The 15,478-nt window shown below is 45.9% G+C and carries 10 protein-coding genes; 7 read left to right on the plus strand and 3 right to left on the minus strand.

Annotation, left to right across the window (positions count from 1 at the left end):
• The first annotated feature begins 1 nt into the window (after position 1).
• From BMW45_RS13935 to BMW45_RS13960, 6 genes are all read left to right on the plus strand, one after another.
• Complete coding sequence (locus tag BMW45_RS13935; RefSeq protein WP_092244655.1) at positions 2 to 826, plus strand: carbohydrate ABC transporter permease; 825 nt, start codon at positions 2 to 4, stop codon at positions 824 to 826.
• Positions 827 to 841: 15 nt separating this feature from the next.
• The gene (locus BMW45_RS13940; RefSeq protein ID WP_092244658.1) at positions 842 to 3,358 is read left to right on the plus strand and encodes a beta-mannosidase; all 2,517 of its coding nucleotides are present in this window, start codon (positions 842 to 844) and stop codon (positions 3,356 to 3,358) included.
• 17 nt (positions 3,359 to 3,375) lie between these two features.
• Positions 3,376 to 4,497 carry an alanine racemase gene (locus tag BMW45_RS13945; protein WP_092244661.1) on the plus strand — a complete coding sequence of 374 codons (1,122 nt, stop codon included), beginning with the start codon at positions 3,376 to 3,378 and terminating at the stop codon, positions 4,495 to 4,497.
• On the plus strand, positions 4,494 to 6,104 hold the full coding sequence (locus BMW45_RS13950; protein WP_092244664.1) for an N-acyl-D-amino-acid deacylase family protein: 1,611 nt from the start codon (positions 4,494 to 4,496) through the stop codon (positions 6,102 to 6,104). Before BMW45_RS13945 ends, BMW45_RS13950 begins: the two co-directional genes overlap by 4 nt.
• 75 nt (positions 6,105 to 6,179) lie before the next feature.
• Positions 6,180 to 6,641: a RidA family protein gene (locus BMW45_RS13955; protein ID WP_025234340.1), complete on the plus strand. Its 462-nt coding sequence runs from the start codon at positions 6,180 to 6,182 to the stop codon at positions 6,639 to 6,641.
• A 20-nt stretch (positions 6,642 to 6,661) separates the two neighbouring features.
• Positions 6,662 to 9,037 (plus strand): glycoside hydrolase family 9 protein, encoded by a 2,376-nt coding sequence (locus tag BMW45_RS13960; RefSeq protein WP_092244667.1) that lies wholly within the window; start codon positions 6,662 to 6,664, stop codon positions 9,035 to 9,037.
• A 327-nt stretch (positions 9,038 to 9,364) separates the two neighbouring features.
• Here BMW45_RS13960 and BMW45_RS13965 read toward each other — a convergent pair whose 3' ends face one another.
• The 3 genes from BMW45_RS13965 to BMW45_RS13975 all read right to left on the minus strand — a co-directional run bounded on the left by BMW45_RS13965 (position 9,365) and on the right by BMW45_RS13975 (position 12,173).
• Positions 9,365 to 10,222: an ABC transporter permease gene (locus tag BMW45_RS13965; RefSeq protein WP_092244669.1), complete on the minus strand. Its 858-nt coding sequence runs from the start codon at positions 10,220 to 10,222 to the stop codon at positions 9,365 to 9,367.
• The gene (locus BMW45_RS13970; protein WP_092244672.1) at positions 10,219 to 11,133 is read right to left on the minus strand and encodes an ABC transporter ATP-binding protein; all 915 of its coding nucleotides are present in this window, start codon (positions 11,131 to 11,133) and stop codon (positions 10,219 to 10,221) included. Before BMW45_RS13970 ends, BMW45_RS13965 begins: the two co-directional genes overlap by 4 nt.
• A gap of 242 nt (positions 11,134 to 11,375) precedes the next feature.
• Positions 11,376 to 12,173 (minus strand): class I SAM-dependent methyltransferase, encoded by a 798-nt coding sequence (locus tag BMW45_RS13975; protein ID WP_092244675.1) that lies wholly within the window; start codon positions 12,171 to 12,173, stop codon positions 11,376 to 11,378.
• Between the two features lie 469 nt (positions 12,174 to 12,642).
• Between BMW45_RS13975 and uvrA the strand changes: the two genes are divergently transcribed.
• Positions 12,643 to 15,468, plus strand: coding sequence for an excinuclease ABC subunit UvrA (gene uvrA / locus BMW45_RS13980; protein WP_092244678.1), 2,826 nt, complete (start codon positions 12,643 to 12,645; stop codon positions 15,466 to 15,468).
• The last annotated feature ends 10 nt before the right edge of the window (positions 15,469 to 15,478 follow it).

Here is a 15,478-nt window from a genome sequence, read left to right on the forward strand (position 1 = left end):
GATGAAGAAATATATAAGCAAAGTTTTATTTTTTGCTATGGTTGCTGTGCTGGCTTTGATTTTCATATCACCCTTTATGGTAATGCTGCTCACTTCGTTCAAAACCAACAACGATGCGTTTACCATTCCGGTAAGGCTGTTTCCCCGTGAATGGGTGAAAGAAAACTATCCGGCAGCCTTTGCAGCGATCCCATATTTTAAGTACATGGGAAATACGGTGTTTATCACGGCCATTTCACTCATAGGGCAGCTTCTGGTCACGCCTATGGTTGCATATTCCCTGGTGAAAATCAGATGGAAGGGTGCAGACATCATCTCAGGCCTGGTCATGGCGACGATGATGATACCCATAACGGTCACTATGGTGCCTTTATATAAGATTTATTCAAAGCTGGGTCTTACCAATACATACGTTCCCTTAATCCTGCCTGCATTTTTTGGAAAGGCATATTATATTGTTATTGTCCGGCAGTTTTTTGCAGGTATTCCAAACAGCTTGATTGAGGCGGGGAAAATCGACGGGGCTACAGAATTCCAACGTTATTATAAAATTGCACTTCCTCTTTGCAAACCGGTTTTGACCACGATAGGGATATACGCCTTTTTGGATGCGTGGAGTGATTATTTGTATCCCTTGATTTTTATAACAAAGCCAAGTATGTATACCCTTTCTCTGGGACTCCAGCAGTATATGAGTGAGTATTCCATAGACTGGTCAAGGCTGATGGCGGCAGCAGTTGTATTTGTTCTTCCGGTCATTGTATGCTTTGCGGTTTTCCAGAAAAACTTTGTGGAAGGAATTGCAACCAGTGGCTTAAAGGCGTAATGAGCAGGTGAATATATGCGAAAAACACAATCATTAAATGGAGTTTGGGAATGGCATTCCGAAGGAGCCTCCCACGATGCCGTATACACGGGAGAAGTGCCTGGAACGGTGATCAGCCATATGCTGAAACATAAGCTGATCGAGGATCCTTATTGGAGATGCAATGAATATGCTGTCCGGGAATTGATGGCAAATGATTATCTTTATAAAAGAAGCTTTGCGGTGTCAGGAGAGGATCTGGAATTTTCCCATGCAGAACTTATCTGCGCCGGAATTGATACCATTGCCTCCATCCGCATGAATGGCTGTCTGGTTGCAGAAACCAGGGATATGCACAGAACCTACCGTTTCCCGGTAAAGGAATTTTTGCAGGAAGGAGAAAACCGGATAGAGGTTTTATTTCTCTCCCCGCTGAAATTTGTAAGGAAAGAGGATGAGGGAAATGATATCTTCTATGCCTCCACCGGATGTATCCACGGGAATGCGGCACTTCGCAAGGCTCATTATATGTTTGGATGGGACTGGGGCCCGCAGCTTCCGGATATGGGAATCTTCCGGGATATAGCCATCGAATATTTCAGCGAAGCGAAACTCCAGGATGTCCATATCAGGCAGGAGCATGAAAACAGTGGCAGAGTAGGGCTGAAATTTGAAGTAAAAACAAAGCAGCCTCCCTCTTTTGAAGAAAGGCAGGAAAACAGGCAGACATGGCTTACCGAGACTGTAATAACAGATCCGGAAGGCAGGCTTGTATCCAGGACAGTCCGAAACAGCGGAGAGTGGCAGTATGAAGAAACCATTCCAGAGCCCCGGATATGGTGGCCCAACGGTTTAGGAGAGCATCCCTTATACAGGGTGAATATCCGCCTGCTTGATGAAGCAGGAACCTGTCATGATGCCTATGAATGCCGGATCGGCCTTCGGACCGTGACCGTCAGCACGGATAAAAATGAATACGGAAAAGAGTTTGCTATTACGGTGAACGGAATAAAAATATTTACCATGGGAGCGAATTATATCCCGGAAGACAATATTTTAACAAGGGTGTCGAAGGAGAGGACTGCACGGTTGATCGAAGACTGTGCTGCCGCAAACTTCAATTGCTTAAGAGTCTGGGGCGGAGGTTATTACCCTGATGACTATTTCTATGATAAATGCGATGAAGAAGGAATATTAATCTGGCAGGATCTGATGTTTGGATGCAATGTCTATGCATTAAACGAACCTTTTGAAGAGGACATTATAGAAGAAACAAAGGACAATGTCCGCCGTTTAAGGCACCATGCTTGTCTGGCCCTGTGGTGCGGAAATAATGAAATGGAATGGGGCTGGGCAGATGAGTGGGCAAGGCTGAAAGGCCATCACCCCAGATATAAAGCAGACTATACAAAAATCTTTGAATATATTCTTCCCCGGGCAATTAAAGACTGTGATGACACTACCTTTTTCTGGCCATCTTCTCCGTCCTCAGGAGGAGCCTTTGACAATCCCAACGCGACCAACCGGGGGGATCAGCATTATTGGGAGGTCTGGCATTCAGGAAAGCCGTTTACGGAATATGGAGATTTCAGCTTTTGCTCAGAATACGGTTTCCAATCCTTTCCACACAGCAAAACAATAGCCTCCTTTACCCTGCCAGAGGACCGGAATATTTTTAGCAGGGTCATGGAATCACACCAGAAAAACCCAGCGGCTAACGGGAAGATTTTAAACTACATAGCAGATTACTTCCTTTATCCTAAGGATACGGATTCACTGGCATATATCTCTCAGATTCTTCAGTTAAAGGCTATTGAGTATGGCGTAGAACATTGGAGAAGAAAGAGGGGGCAATGCATGGGTTCTCTATACTGGCAGCTTAATGACTGCTGGCCGGTAGCCTCCTGGGCGAGCATTGACTATTATGGACGCTGGAAAGCGCTCCATTACGGAGCACGCAGGTTTTATGCGCCCCTTACCATTTCCATCGGTGAAGAGAAGGAACTCTCTCCTCATGTTTCCTATTACGTTCATAACGATACCAGGGAGGAACAGCAGTGCAGGGCGGAAATTCTCCTTAAGGATCATAAATTCCGGGTGTTGTGGAAAGAGGCATGGGAAGGGGAACTGCCTGCGTTGTCGGTGTTAAAGTGCATGGAAACAGATTTTTCCCCATGGACCGATGACGAAGCCCTTTGCTCTTCTGTTTTTTCTGTATTCCGACTATACAGGGGAGAAGAACTTCTTACGGAACGGACGGTTCTGTTTGTAAAACCAAAGCATTTTGATTATAATGCCCCGGCTTATGATGTTTCGGTTTCAGAGTCAGAGCATAGCTTTGATATTACGGTGAAAGCTTCCTGTTTCTGCCAGTATGTAGAGCTTTACTTTAAAGATTTTGACGTTATTTTCTCTGATAACTTTTTTGATATTACTTCGCCGGAAGGAGTTACGGTTCACGTAAGCAAAAAAGACTTTAAAGACCAGATGAGCCCAGACATGGTGAAAGAAAACCTGGTGGTGCGGAGTGTTGCTGACAGTTATGAAAGCTGAGAAGGGAGGAGATAAAGATGGGACTTACACAGGAACAGATACAACAGTTAGAGACGCCCTGTCTGGTTATTGATGTGGATCTGGCGGAAAAAAACATAAGAAGGATGCAGGAAGCAGCGGATCAAGCCGGCTGCCGGCTGCGCCCTCATATCAAGACCCATAAAATGCCCTTATTTGCCGAAATGCAGATAAAGGCCGGTGCAAGCGGGATCACCTGTGCCAAGGTAAGTGAAGCTGAGGTCATGGCTGACGGAGGCATGGAGGATATTTTCATTGCTTATCCTATGGTCGGAAATTTCCGTATCCAGAGGGCGATTTCGTTGGCAAAAAGGATCAAAAGGCTTATTTTGACCATTGACAGCCTGGAAGGTGCTAATGCGCTGAATCAGGCAGCTTCTGATCAGGATATGATCCTGGAAGTCCGTATGGAGATCGATACGGGAGCCGGACGCACGGGAGTGCCTATGGACCGGGCAGTGGAGCTGGCCCTTGCCCTTAAGCAGATGAAGCATTTAAACCTCAAAGGTATATTTACGTTTAAGAGCCTAATCCTGTCCGGCAAGCCAACGGAGGACAATTTGCTGGCTGCCGAGGAAGAAGGAAACATGATGGCTGAAACTGCCAGGCTGTTGAAAGATGCGGGAGTAGAGATACAGGACATCAGTGCCGGTTCATCCCCCACCGGTGTTAAAGTGGCACAGACGGGAAAGGTAAATGAGATCCGCCCTGGCACCTATATTTTTGATGATTTTATGCTGACCAAGGAAAAGGTAGCCGATATCAGTGAGATCGCTGTCCGGTTCTATGCGACAGTAGTCAGCTGCCAGCATTCGGAATATGCCGTAGTGGACGGAGGAACCAAGTGCTTTCCAACGGATGTGGTTCCAGGGCAGCCTCCGTTTTACTATCCCGGATATGCGGTGGTGGAAGGAGATGACAATCTTAAGCTGTCACGGATGAATGAAGAACATGGGATCATCACAGCCATTAACGGGGAGACCGGGCTGCATGTGGGTCAGGTTCTGTCTCTGATCCCCATCCATGTATGTACGGCTGTTAATATGCAGAATTCTGTTTACATTTTGGAGAATGGTTCTCTCAGAAAACAAAAAGTAGATGCAAGAGGGATGCTGATATGAGTTATATTCTGATCAAAAACGGACTGATTTATGACGGAAGCGGAGTACTGCCGTATCAGAGCGATATCCTGATAGAGGGGGAAAAAATTATTGAAATTGCCCCGGATATTGAACAGGAAGGTGCCCAGGTAATCGATGCTTCCGGGAAGGCGGTAACTCCCGGTTTCATTGACATACACCGGCATTGCGACATTGCGCCGTTTACCAATCCTCATTTTGGGGAAATAGAGCTGGCCCAGGGGATCACCACCACCTTTGTGGGAAACTGCGGTCTTGCACCAGTGCCTTCAGTTCCTTCGTGGAGGAAGGAATTATATGATTACCTGGAGCCGGTAATCGGAAGACTTCCTGATGATCTGGCCTTTGAAACCTATGAAGATTACAGGAAAGCCCTGGAAGCAGCAGACCTACCGCTCAACATGGGATTTTTTGCAGCTTCGGACAGCATCAAGGTAGCTTTAAAGGGGTTTGGAAGCAAGGCATATACGGAAGAAGAACTCAAAAAGGCTCAGGAGTATGTAAAAGATGCATTGGCCCAGGGAGCCTTTGGGATTACGCTGGGAATCATGTATCAGCCGGAATGCTATTCAAACAGGGAAGAGCTTACGGCAGTTGTAAAGGCAGTTGCCGGAAATGGCGGCATTCTCTGTACCCATATCCGGGGAGAGGGAGACAGCCTGGTGGAGTCGGTGGAAGAAGTGATCGATGTGGCGGCAAAGGCAGGGGTTCCTTTAAATATCAGCCATTTGAAATCAACGGGAATCAAGAACTGGAACCGCAAGATATTTGATGCGATTCAGAGGATCGAACAGGCCAGGGAATCAGGTCAGGATGTTACTGCAGATTTTTATCCCTATGACGGCGGTTCTACCACCCTCCAGTCCCTGCTTCCGCCAACCATTATGGAAGAATCCTTCGAGGCTCTGATAAAAGGCTTATCAGGCCCAGAGGGGAAGCAGAGGCTGCGCTCGGAGTTACATAAGGTTCATCAGGGCTGGGATAATATGTCGGAAAGCATTGGATGGGACCGGATCATCATCAGCTCCGTCACCCTTGAGAAAAATGCATTTATGCAGGGGCAGACAATCGGAGTGCTGGCAGAAAAGCTGGGATATGAAGAGCCTTCCGATCTTGTGGCAGACTTACTTGTGGAGGAAAATGGGAAAGTGGGAATTATTGTGTTAAGCATGTCCCAGCAGGATGTGGATGCGGTGGCCCGACTCCCCTTTACCTTATTGATTTCTGACTCCCTGTACGGCGGTGACGGAAAGAACGCCCATCCCCGCCTCCTTGGGACGACAGCCAGATTTTTAAATGATTTTGTAATAAAGCGAAAGGTACTGTCCATGGAGCAGGCCATCAGTAAGATGACCTATCAGCCTGCTAAACGGATGGGCCTGGAGGACAGGGGGCTTTTAAGGCCCGGATACCAGGCAGATGTGCTGGTATTTCAGCCGGAGAGTTTCTTAGATCATGCAGATTACACCGGAAAGCATGACCCATGTACGGGCATGGACCTGGTGCTGGTGGGAGGTAAACAGGTGCTGGCAGACGGCATTCTTGTGGACCGCACCAGTGGGAAGCTGTTGAGAAAGGGCTTTAAATAAATAGAAGGAACCCCCTTCCAGGCATACTTATATGCCCTGAGAAGCCGGGCGAAAAAAGGAAAGAAGGAAGCAGACATGAATATTTATGAAAAACTGAAAGAACTTAATTTGGAGATCCCGGCAGCTCCGCCTAAAGGAGGAGTATATGCCCCGTGCCAGGAATTTGGAAACAACCTGGTATACATATCAGGCTGCGGGCCGGTGATCGGAGAAGAAGGGATTCGTGGAAAGCTTGGAAATGAATTTACCACAGAAGAAGGAAAAGCCTTTTCCAGAGATGCCATGTTAAATGTTCTTGCAGTGTTACAGGATAAAATCGGGGATTTGAACCGGGTAAAGCGTGCAATTAAAATTCTTACCTTTGTGGCAAGTGCGGATACCTTTTATGAGCAGCCGGCTGTGGCTAATGGAGGAAGTGAATTACTGTTACAGCTTTTAGGCCAGGAGAATGTACCGGCCCGTTCAGCCATAGGCGTCAACGTATTGCCTGGAAATATTCCTGTTGAGACGGAAGCTATATTTGAAATTGAAGAATAATCTTTTGGTGAGGGATAAAAATGGATCGTCAATTTGAAAAAAATTTAATAGAGTCATTATACGTACATTACCCCTTAAAACCGGAGTACGATAAAAGCATGGAGACCTATCATTTGAAAAAGCCGGTTTTGTCCTCTGTGAATTTATGGGATGGAACCAGCCTGGAGCCATGGAGCTTTGACGGTGAGGGAGAAGTTCAGGTAAAGGAAGGTAACATATTGTGCCTGGAAACAAAGTCACGGGCGGACCACTGGCCGGATAATGAAGTCAGGGCAAACGATGCGGCAGCAGGACTTTATGCCACCTTTGGAAGCTATATTGCAAGGCTGAATGTGAAGGGGCTGGAACTTGGAAAAGGAAACCGGATATGGTTTAAAATCCGTCCTATTTGCCCCGGCCTTCACAGTCCAATCGTGCGTGTAGGGTTCGTCAATAATGGGATAACCAAGATACCGGATGTCTATTCGAGAGAAGGCTTTAATGCCATCAATTTGAAAAATAATGAATGGAATACCTGTACCTGGGAGATCGATTCCATTGCCCATGATGCAATCGAGGAAATTTCATTTAACATTCACCGCTATGGCAAGGAAGTGAGCACTGGCGATGACATGAGATTTGAACTCTGTGATATCCAGCTTCAGGAGGTAAAACCAGGAGTCGTTCATGGTTGGCAGTGTGAGGAAGAGGAAGTAGTATATTCTACAACCGGTTACTTTGCAGACGGGAGAAAAACCGCAATTGCCAATACCTCAGCCAAAGAGTTTGAAATCGTGAAAGAAGAAGCCGGCTTAGAGGAAGTAGCGGTATACCGTGGACAGATTGAGAAGGTGGAAAACCACCTGGGAAGCTTCGGGGTATTGGATTTCTCGGACTTAAAAACCGAAGGTACATACAGAATCCGGTTTGGAAATACGGTAAGTGAGCGGTTTATCATAGGAAATGACGTCCTGGAAAGTACTCTGTGGAAGCTGACCAATTTCATGTACTGTGAGCGGTGCGGCTACCCGGTTCCTAACTGCCATGGAACCTGCCATCAGGATGTGATCGCAGAACACAACGGGGTGAAATTGGTGTATGCAGGTGGCTGGCACGACGCAGCAGATGTTTCCCAGCAGACCATGCAGACGGCAGAGATCTTAGATGCCATGATCGCTTCCGCAGGGAAGGTGAAGGATTCTGATCCAATGCTGTTTGGCAGAATGATGGAAGAAGCCAACTGGGGACTGGACTTTGTGCTTCGTATGCGCTTTGGAGACGGCTACCGTGCATCCCATGCGGCCATCCGCAGGTGGACCGACAACTTCATTGGAAATATGGACGATTGTGAAGCAGATGTTCACAACCGGTCCTTTGAAAACTTTGTTTTTGCCGCGGTAGAAGCCGGTGCCGGAGAAGCCTTTAAGGAACTGGACCGGGAGCTGGCGTGGAAGTGCGTAGATGCAGCGAAAGAAGATTTCCGTTTTGCCGATGAGCGGTTCCGGGAAGTTGGGGTGGAAGGACCGTATCATCTACTGGAACATACGGCAGGCTCCAGCCTTTCCCAATACTATGCTGTTGCAGCATGGGCTGCGGCCAGGATATATAAAATTACCGGAGACAGCTATTTTTATGATAAGACTGCCGAGTATGCAGATAAGGTGATCTCCTGCCAGGAAACCAGAAATGACCTGCCCATGAGGGGATTCTTCTGCAGGGATGAAAGCAAATCCCATATTGTTCATTTCTCCCATCAGGCGAGGGATCAGGTTTTTGTCATGGCACTGGCAGAGGTATGCGGTGCGCTTGCAGAGCATGAAAATAAGGCTGTGTGGGAAGAAGGCTTAAAGCTCCATGGGGAGTATTTAAAAGGCCTTCAGAAATATACGGCTCCCTATGGCATGCTGCCGGCCGGAATCCATCACATCAGCGAGGCAGATGACCAGGAAGCCTTCCATGTGGTGCACCCAAAGGTTGATTATGAAAGAGAACGGGTCAATTACGTGGAGCAGCTGAAGCAGGGCGTTGATCTGGGAGACGGATATTATATAAGAACATTCCCGGTGTGGTTTTCTTACCGTGGAAATTCGGCGATCCAGCTGTCTATGGGAAAAGCAGCTTCCATCATAGGAACGTATTTCGGTGATGGGGAGTTAATTGAAATTGCCAGAGAGCAGCTTTACTGGACCCTTGGAAAGAACCCCTTCGGCCAGTCTCTGATCTATGGGGAAGGAAACCATTACGGCCAGGAATATACGGCTCTGCTTGGAGAAACCGTTGGAGAGATGCCGGTAGGCGTTCAGACCAGAGGGAATGAAGACCTTCCTTATTGGCCGCCTGCCAATATTGCCACCTATAGAGAAGTGTGGACAACGCCGCCGGGCCGCTTTATGTGGGTAGCCGCTGATTTGATTTAAGCTGAAGATGACTGCTTACGGCCAGTTATTTCTATATGGAGATCAGAGTCCCGGAATGGCGGGCAATTGATTTGGCAGTATAGATGGAAGAAAGCTAATAAACGAAGTGTAAACGGAAAAACTTCCGGAGGATGTCTCAGAAGCGATTTTAAAACTCATTACAATATCTACATTATCATTGTATGAAGTTGAAATAGCTTTTGAGGCCTCCTCTTTCTTTGTGTATGGACTTAGTAATAAATCGGGCTCTCCCTTCCTCTCATTTGCGGTTAACATATAATGAACGGAGAGGAAGGGAGAGCGACAGCCGGAAGTCCCTGTCTTACTTTATCTATTTCTTCTCAGCATATTAAAAAGGGAAAGGCTATAAAACACAACTGCAGTACAAAGTAAGATCACAACGCTGGCAGCCGGTGTCACCTCATGCCCTCCAAATCGGAAAGACACTCCCAAGTACTCCTTAAACTCCTCTAAATAGATGGAAGGTATTCCGTCAAAGGAGTTTCGCATAGGAACCTCCATTAACACCTGGCGAAACAGCGATGCGCCATGGGAAACAGGAAATGCTTTTATAACCGTTTGCACCGATTCAGGTAAAGTACCTATGGGAAGATATATGCCGGTCAGGAACCCAATCAGAGTACCAAGAATGGAACTGGCTGTGCTGAATGCGCTATGGCTCTTGAAAAAAGACACGACAAAACAAACCAAAGAAGTATTGGTTAATGATGTAAGAAGAATTAACAAAAAGACCTTGATGCAAGCCATAGGAGTAAGCCATTCTCCGCCGTTGTGCACAATATAAATTTCCGCGACTACAGCCATAACAAGGGACATAATCACACCAATTAAAAAGGAGCTTCCAATATAACCGCCAGTTATGCTGCTCCTTTTGATGGGAGAAGAATCAAAATCCTTATTTATTTTTTGGACTTTATCATCGATCATGATCCCAAACGCGCCCATTGTGGTAGTCATGGAAGTCACTGTAAGAAGTCCTGACACCAGCCAGCTGTTCATCAAAGCCTGGGCATTCTTAAGCCCCTTCATGGAATCATTCATCCAGACATCTCCTAAAAACAATGCGTAAAGCCCGATTATAATGAATACGGACATCAGAGAAAAAAACACTGCGAGTCTGTCACGAAAAAACAACTTTAAATTACGTTCTATAAAAACTTTCATTGCCGCAGCTCCTTTCCTGTAATGCCGATAAAGGCCTCATCCATAGTGCCCTGCAGGACCTGAAAGCTGTTGATATAGCTTTGGCATTTTTCCAATATTGAAATTGCTGCCATAGTATCCGGAAGCTTTACAACAAGCTCGCCTGCCGAAACGGTGAAATCCAGCTTTAGTTCCTCCAAGGTTTGCCGCAGGGCTGTTTCATTCAGAATAGACATTCTCAAGGTGTCGGTAGTATACCGCGTCTTTAATGCAGCAGGTGTACCCTTGGCTGCGATTTCCCCATGATCGATGACAATCACATAATCCGATTCAGCGGCTTCCTCCATGTAATGGGTCGTCAGAAAAACCGTCATACCTGTTTTTCTTTGAAGCTGTCTGATTGTATTCCAAATGCTTTTCCTGGTTTGAGGATCAAGGCCGGTAGTAGGCTCGTCAAGGAACAGGATTTGAGGTGTATGGATCAGCGCACGGGCAATATCTGCCCTGCGCCGCTGACCACCTGAAAGTTTCCCATAAGGCCGGTTTGCTAATTCACTCAATTCTGTTGCTGCCACGGCTTCATTTACGGCATTTTTTATCCTGGCTTTATCCGAAGTGTATAGGCCGGCCCGGATGGTCAGATTCTCTCTAACAGTGAGTAACGTGTCCAGTACGCTGTCCTGAAATACTACGCCGATCATTTCCCGGATAGCTTGACTATCGTGCCGAAGGTCAAGCCCGTTGATGGTAATTTCCCCTTTATCAAAATCCAATAAGGTACATAAAATATCAATGGTAGTGGATTTTCCTGCACCATTAGGACCAAGAAAGGAAAACAGTTTACCCTGTTCTACATAAAAACTGATATCCTTTACCGCATTTATTTTGCCGTAATTTTTTCTTAGGTTGGCTACCTCTATAATTTTGTTCATTGCATGATCCCCCCCCTTATTTCTACTATATAAAAGCCTATGAGGCTTTACAAAATGGAAACTTTTTATTCAATACATAAGGTAAAGAAAGTTGTAAAAAGGACGGAAAGCTTTAATCAGCAAACCGTCCAGGCATTATAATTAAAATTGATAATGTCGTTTCAGACTTTCATTTAACTGGCATGCCAGTGATTTCCAGACCCTCGATTTTCTTCAAGGAACAGGAATAACTTAAAAATTAATTACTTGCCATAAACCGTTGCTTTTATGCTAAAGGACATTGGGAACTTATCCGTATTATAATCATAATTGAAAAGACCATCTCCTATATTGTGCAAGCCCCCAGCATCAAAAAAGTTTTCTTTAAATTCATTGAAATGCTCGATATGCAGTCCCGCAGAAGCAAGGGAATTAATTAAATCAGAAACCGTATACATCCAAAAATATGCCTTAACACCATGCTTTGGCTCAGAGGCATATCCACCGATAGAATCATCAATGTCAGGATCATTCCCGAAATAAGGATACTTTACAACCATTACATTATTGGCAAGCTTCTGTTCATCCATTGCCAGAAAAAACGGATGGCTGTCAAAAACGTAGAAAAATCCATCATCCTTGAGTAAATGCCGTATGGTTTCTCCCCATTTTTTTAGGTCAGGAAGCCAACCGATTGCCCCCTCGGATACGAATACGACATCATATTTTTCATTATGGCAATCCATAAATTTCATGATGTCGGATTCTATAAAATCAATATTTGTGATATTCAAATCTTCTGCCAGCTTTTTTGCATAATGAATATTATCCGGCACCAGGTCAACGCCTGTTGCACTGGCTCCCATTCTGGCAAGCAATATCGTGTCTGCGCCGGTATTACATTGTAAATGTATGATCTTCTTGCCGCTCAAATCTCCAAGCTCATTATGAATATATTTATTGAATTTATGGCTGCCATCCAAAAGAGATTTCTTAAAAGCAAAATAGTAGTCTTGTGAAACCTGGCTCCATGCGTGTTTGTTTGAATCAATCTCGTTCATATTCCTGCCTCCGTAATCATTAATATTGTAAGTTTCATTCATGGATTTTCAATGCCGTAAATACCCGTTACCGGACCCTTTGGCTTTAAGTCCATGATTCCATATTATACCATTCCTTTTATGACAGAACAAGCTTTGCATGATGATCCAATATATAAATTATTACAGGGAGCGGACGAAGAAAAAAAAGAAGGAAATGCAGCAACCATGGGCAGAATGGGCAGTTGAACGAACAAGAATCGGTTTTTAATGTTGATTGTTGTTTCTGCTATTTGGTAAGAAGGTATGAGTCGGGCTGGACACAATTCGTGTTTGAAATTAAGGATTCCTCGAACAAATGTTTGCAATAAGAAAAAAGGTATGATATAATAGAAAAAATCAGTTACTAAGTAATTCAGGTGCGGGCTAGATAAGGTCCGCATTCTATTGTTCTCATATTCAGAATTATAGTTTATTACAGGAGTATATTATGGCAAAACAGTATATCAAGATAAGAGGTGCCAATGAGCACAACTTAAAGAATATTTCCGTGGATATTCCAAGAAATGAGCTGGTTGTCTTAACCGGCCTCAGCGGTTCGGGAAAGTCTTCCCTGGCTTTTGATACCATCTATGCCGAAGGGCAGAGACGATATATGGAGTCTCTTTCCTCCTATGCCCGGCAGTTCTTAGGGCAGATGGAAAAGCCGGAGGTGGAAAGCATCGAAGGACTTTCACCAGCCATTTCCATTGACCAGAAGTCTACCAACCGCAACCCCCGTTCGACAGTGGGTACAGTTACAGAGATTTATGATTATATGAGGCTTTTGTACGCCAGAATCGGCATTCCTCACTGTCCCAAGTGCGGGAGGGAGATCCGTAAGCAGACCATTGATCAGATGGTGGATCAGATCATGGAGCTGCCGGAGCGGACGAAGATCCAGCTTTTGGCCCCTGTTGTCCGTGGACGGAAAGGGGAGCATGTTAAGGTTTTGGAGCACGCCCGGAGAAGTGGATATGTGAGGGTGCGCATTGACGGAAGTCTATATGAGCTTTCCGAGGAAATCAAGCTGGATAAGAATATCAAACACAGCATCGAAGTGGTAGTGGATCGTCTTGCGATTCGGGAAGGGATCGAAAAGCGTCTGACTGACTCAATTGAGACAGTTTTGGATCTGGCAGGCGGACTGATGACCGTAGATGTAGTGGATGGACAACCCATAAATTTCAGCCAGAGCTTTTCCTGTCCGGACTGCGGTATCAGTATTGATGAGGTGGAGCCCAGAAGCTTTTCCTTTAACAATCCATTTGGTGCCTGCCCGGACTGTTTTGGGCTTGGATATAAGATGGAATTTGACGAGGATCTGATGATTCCGGATAAGAGTTTAAGTATTGACCAGGGAGCCATTGTGGTGCTGGGCTGGCAGTCCTGTACGGATAAGGGAAGCTATACCCGGGCTGTTTTGGAGGCCCTTGCAAAAGAATATAAATTCCGGCTGGATACTCCTTTTGAGGATTATCCTAAGGAAATCCATGATGTTCTTATCAATGGAACCGATGGAAAGGAAGTCAAGGTCCATTACAAGGGACAGCGGGGAGAGGGCATTTACGACGTGGCATTTGAAGGCCTTGTTCAAAATGTTGCCCGAAGATACCGGGAGACTTACTCCGAGTCCTCTAAGGCGGAGTATGAATCCTTTATGCGTATCACTCCCTGTCCTTCCTGCGGTGGCATGAGGCTTAAGAAGGAGTCCCTGGCTGTAACAGTAGGAGATAAGAACATTTATGAAGCTACCAACATGTCCATTGTTAAGTTCCGGAATTTTATGGACGAGATGGAGCTGACCCCTATGCAGCACGCCATTGGAGACCTGATTTTAAAGGAAATAAGGGCCAGAATTTCGTTCCTCATTGATGTTGGACTTGACTATCTGACCCTGACCCGTGCTACCGGAACCTTGTCCGGCGGCGAAGCTCAGAGAATCCGTCTGGCGACCCAGATCGGATCCGGCCTGGTAGGCGTTGCTTACATTCTGGACGAGCCAAGCATCGGACTTCATCAGAGAGACAATGATAAATTGTTAAAGACCCTTTTGCACCTCCGGGATTTGGGAAACAGCGTGATCGTGGTGGAGCATGATGAGGATACCATGATGGCGGCAGATTACATTGTGGATATCGGCCCTGGAGCCGGGGAACACGGTGGAAATGTGGTGGCTACGGGGAATGCCAAGCAGATCATGAAGAATAAGGATTCCATTACAGGCGCGTACTTAAGCGGGCGGATTCAAATCCCGATTCCAAAGGAGAGAAGACAGCCTACCGGTTATCTTACCGTTAAGGGAGCTGCGGAGAACAATCTGAAAAATATTGATGTGACCTTCCCGCTGGGAGTCATGACCTGCGTAACCGGTGTGTCCGGTTCTGGGAAGAGTTCTCTTGTCAACGAGATCCTTTATAAATCCCTGGCGAAAAAATTAAACCGTGCCAGGATCATTCCTGGAAAACATAAAGCAATTGAGGGAACGGAGCAGCTGGATAAGATTATTGCCATCGACCAGTCCCCTATTGGACGGACGCCAAGGTCCAATCCGGCTACTTATACGGGAGTATTTGATTTGATCCGCGACTTGTTTGCTTCCACCTCTGATGCAAAGGCAAAGGGATATTCCAAGGGACGTTTCAGTTTTAACGTAAAAGGCGGACGATGTGAAGCCTGCAGCGGCGATGGAATCATTAAAATCGAGATGCATTTCCTTCCGGATGTTTATGTTCCCTGCGAGGTCTGCGGCGGAAAGCGGTATAACCGTGAAACATTGGATGTAAAATACAAAGGAAAGAATATTTATGACGTCTTAAACATGACAGTAGAGGAAGCACTGAAGTTTTTTGAAAATGTTCCTTCTATTGCAAGGAAGATCGCTACGCTCAATGATGTGGGACTTTCCTATATCAGACTTGGGCAGCCGTCTACGGAGCTTTCCGGAGGCGAAGCCCAGAGAATCAAACTGGCTACAGAATTGAGCAAGCGAGGAACCGGAAAGACCATTTACATTCTGGACGAGCCTACGACCGGTCTTCATTTTGCAGATGTCCATAAGCTGATCGAGATTTTACGCAAGCTTTCGGAAGGCGGCAATACGGTGGTTGTTATCGAACACAATCTGGATGTGATCAAGACTGCAGATTACCTCATTGACATCGGACCGGAGGGCGGTGAAAAGGGCGGTACGATCATTGCCCAGGGTACGCCGGAAGAGGTTGCAGAATGTCCTTCCTCATACACAGGATATTATGTAAAAAGGTATTTGGAATAGGCTGCTGGCT

The organism is Lacrimispora sphenoides (assembly GCF_900105215.1).
GTDB lineage: Bacteria > Bacillota > Clostridia > Lachnospirales > Lachnospiraceae > Lacrimispora > Lacrimispora sphenoides_A.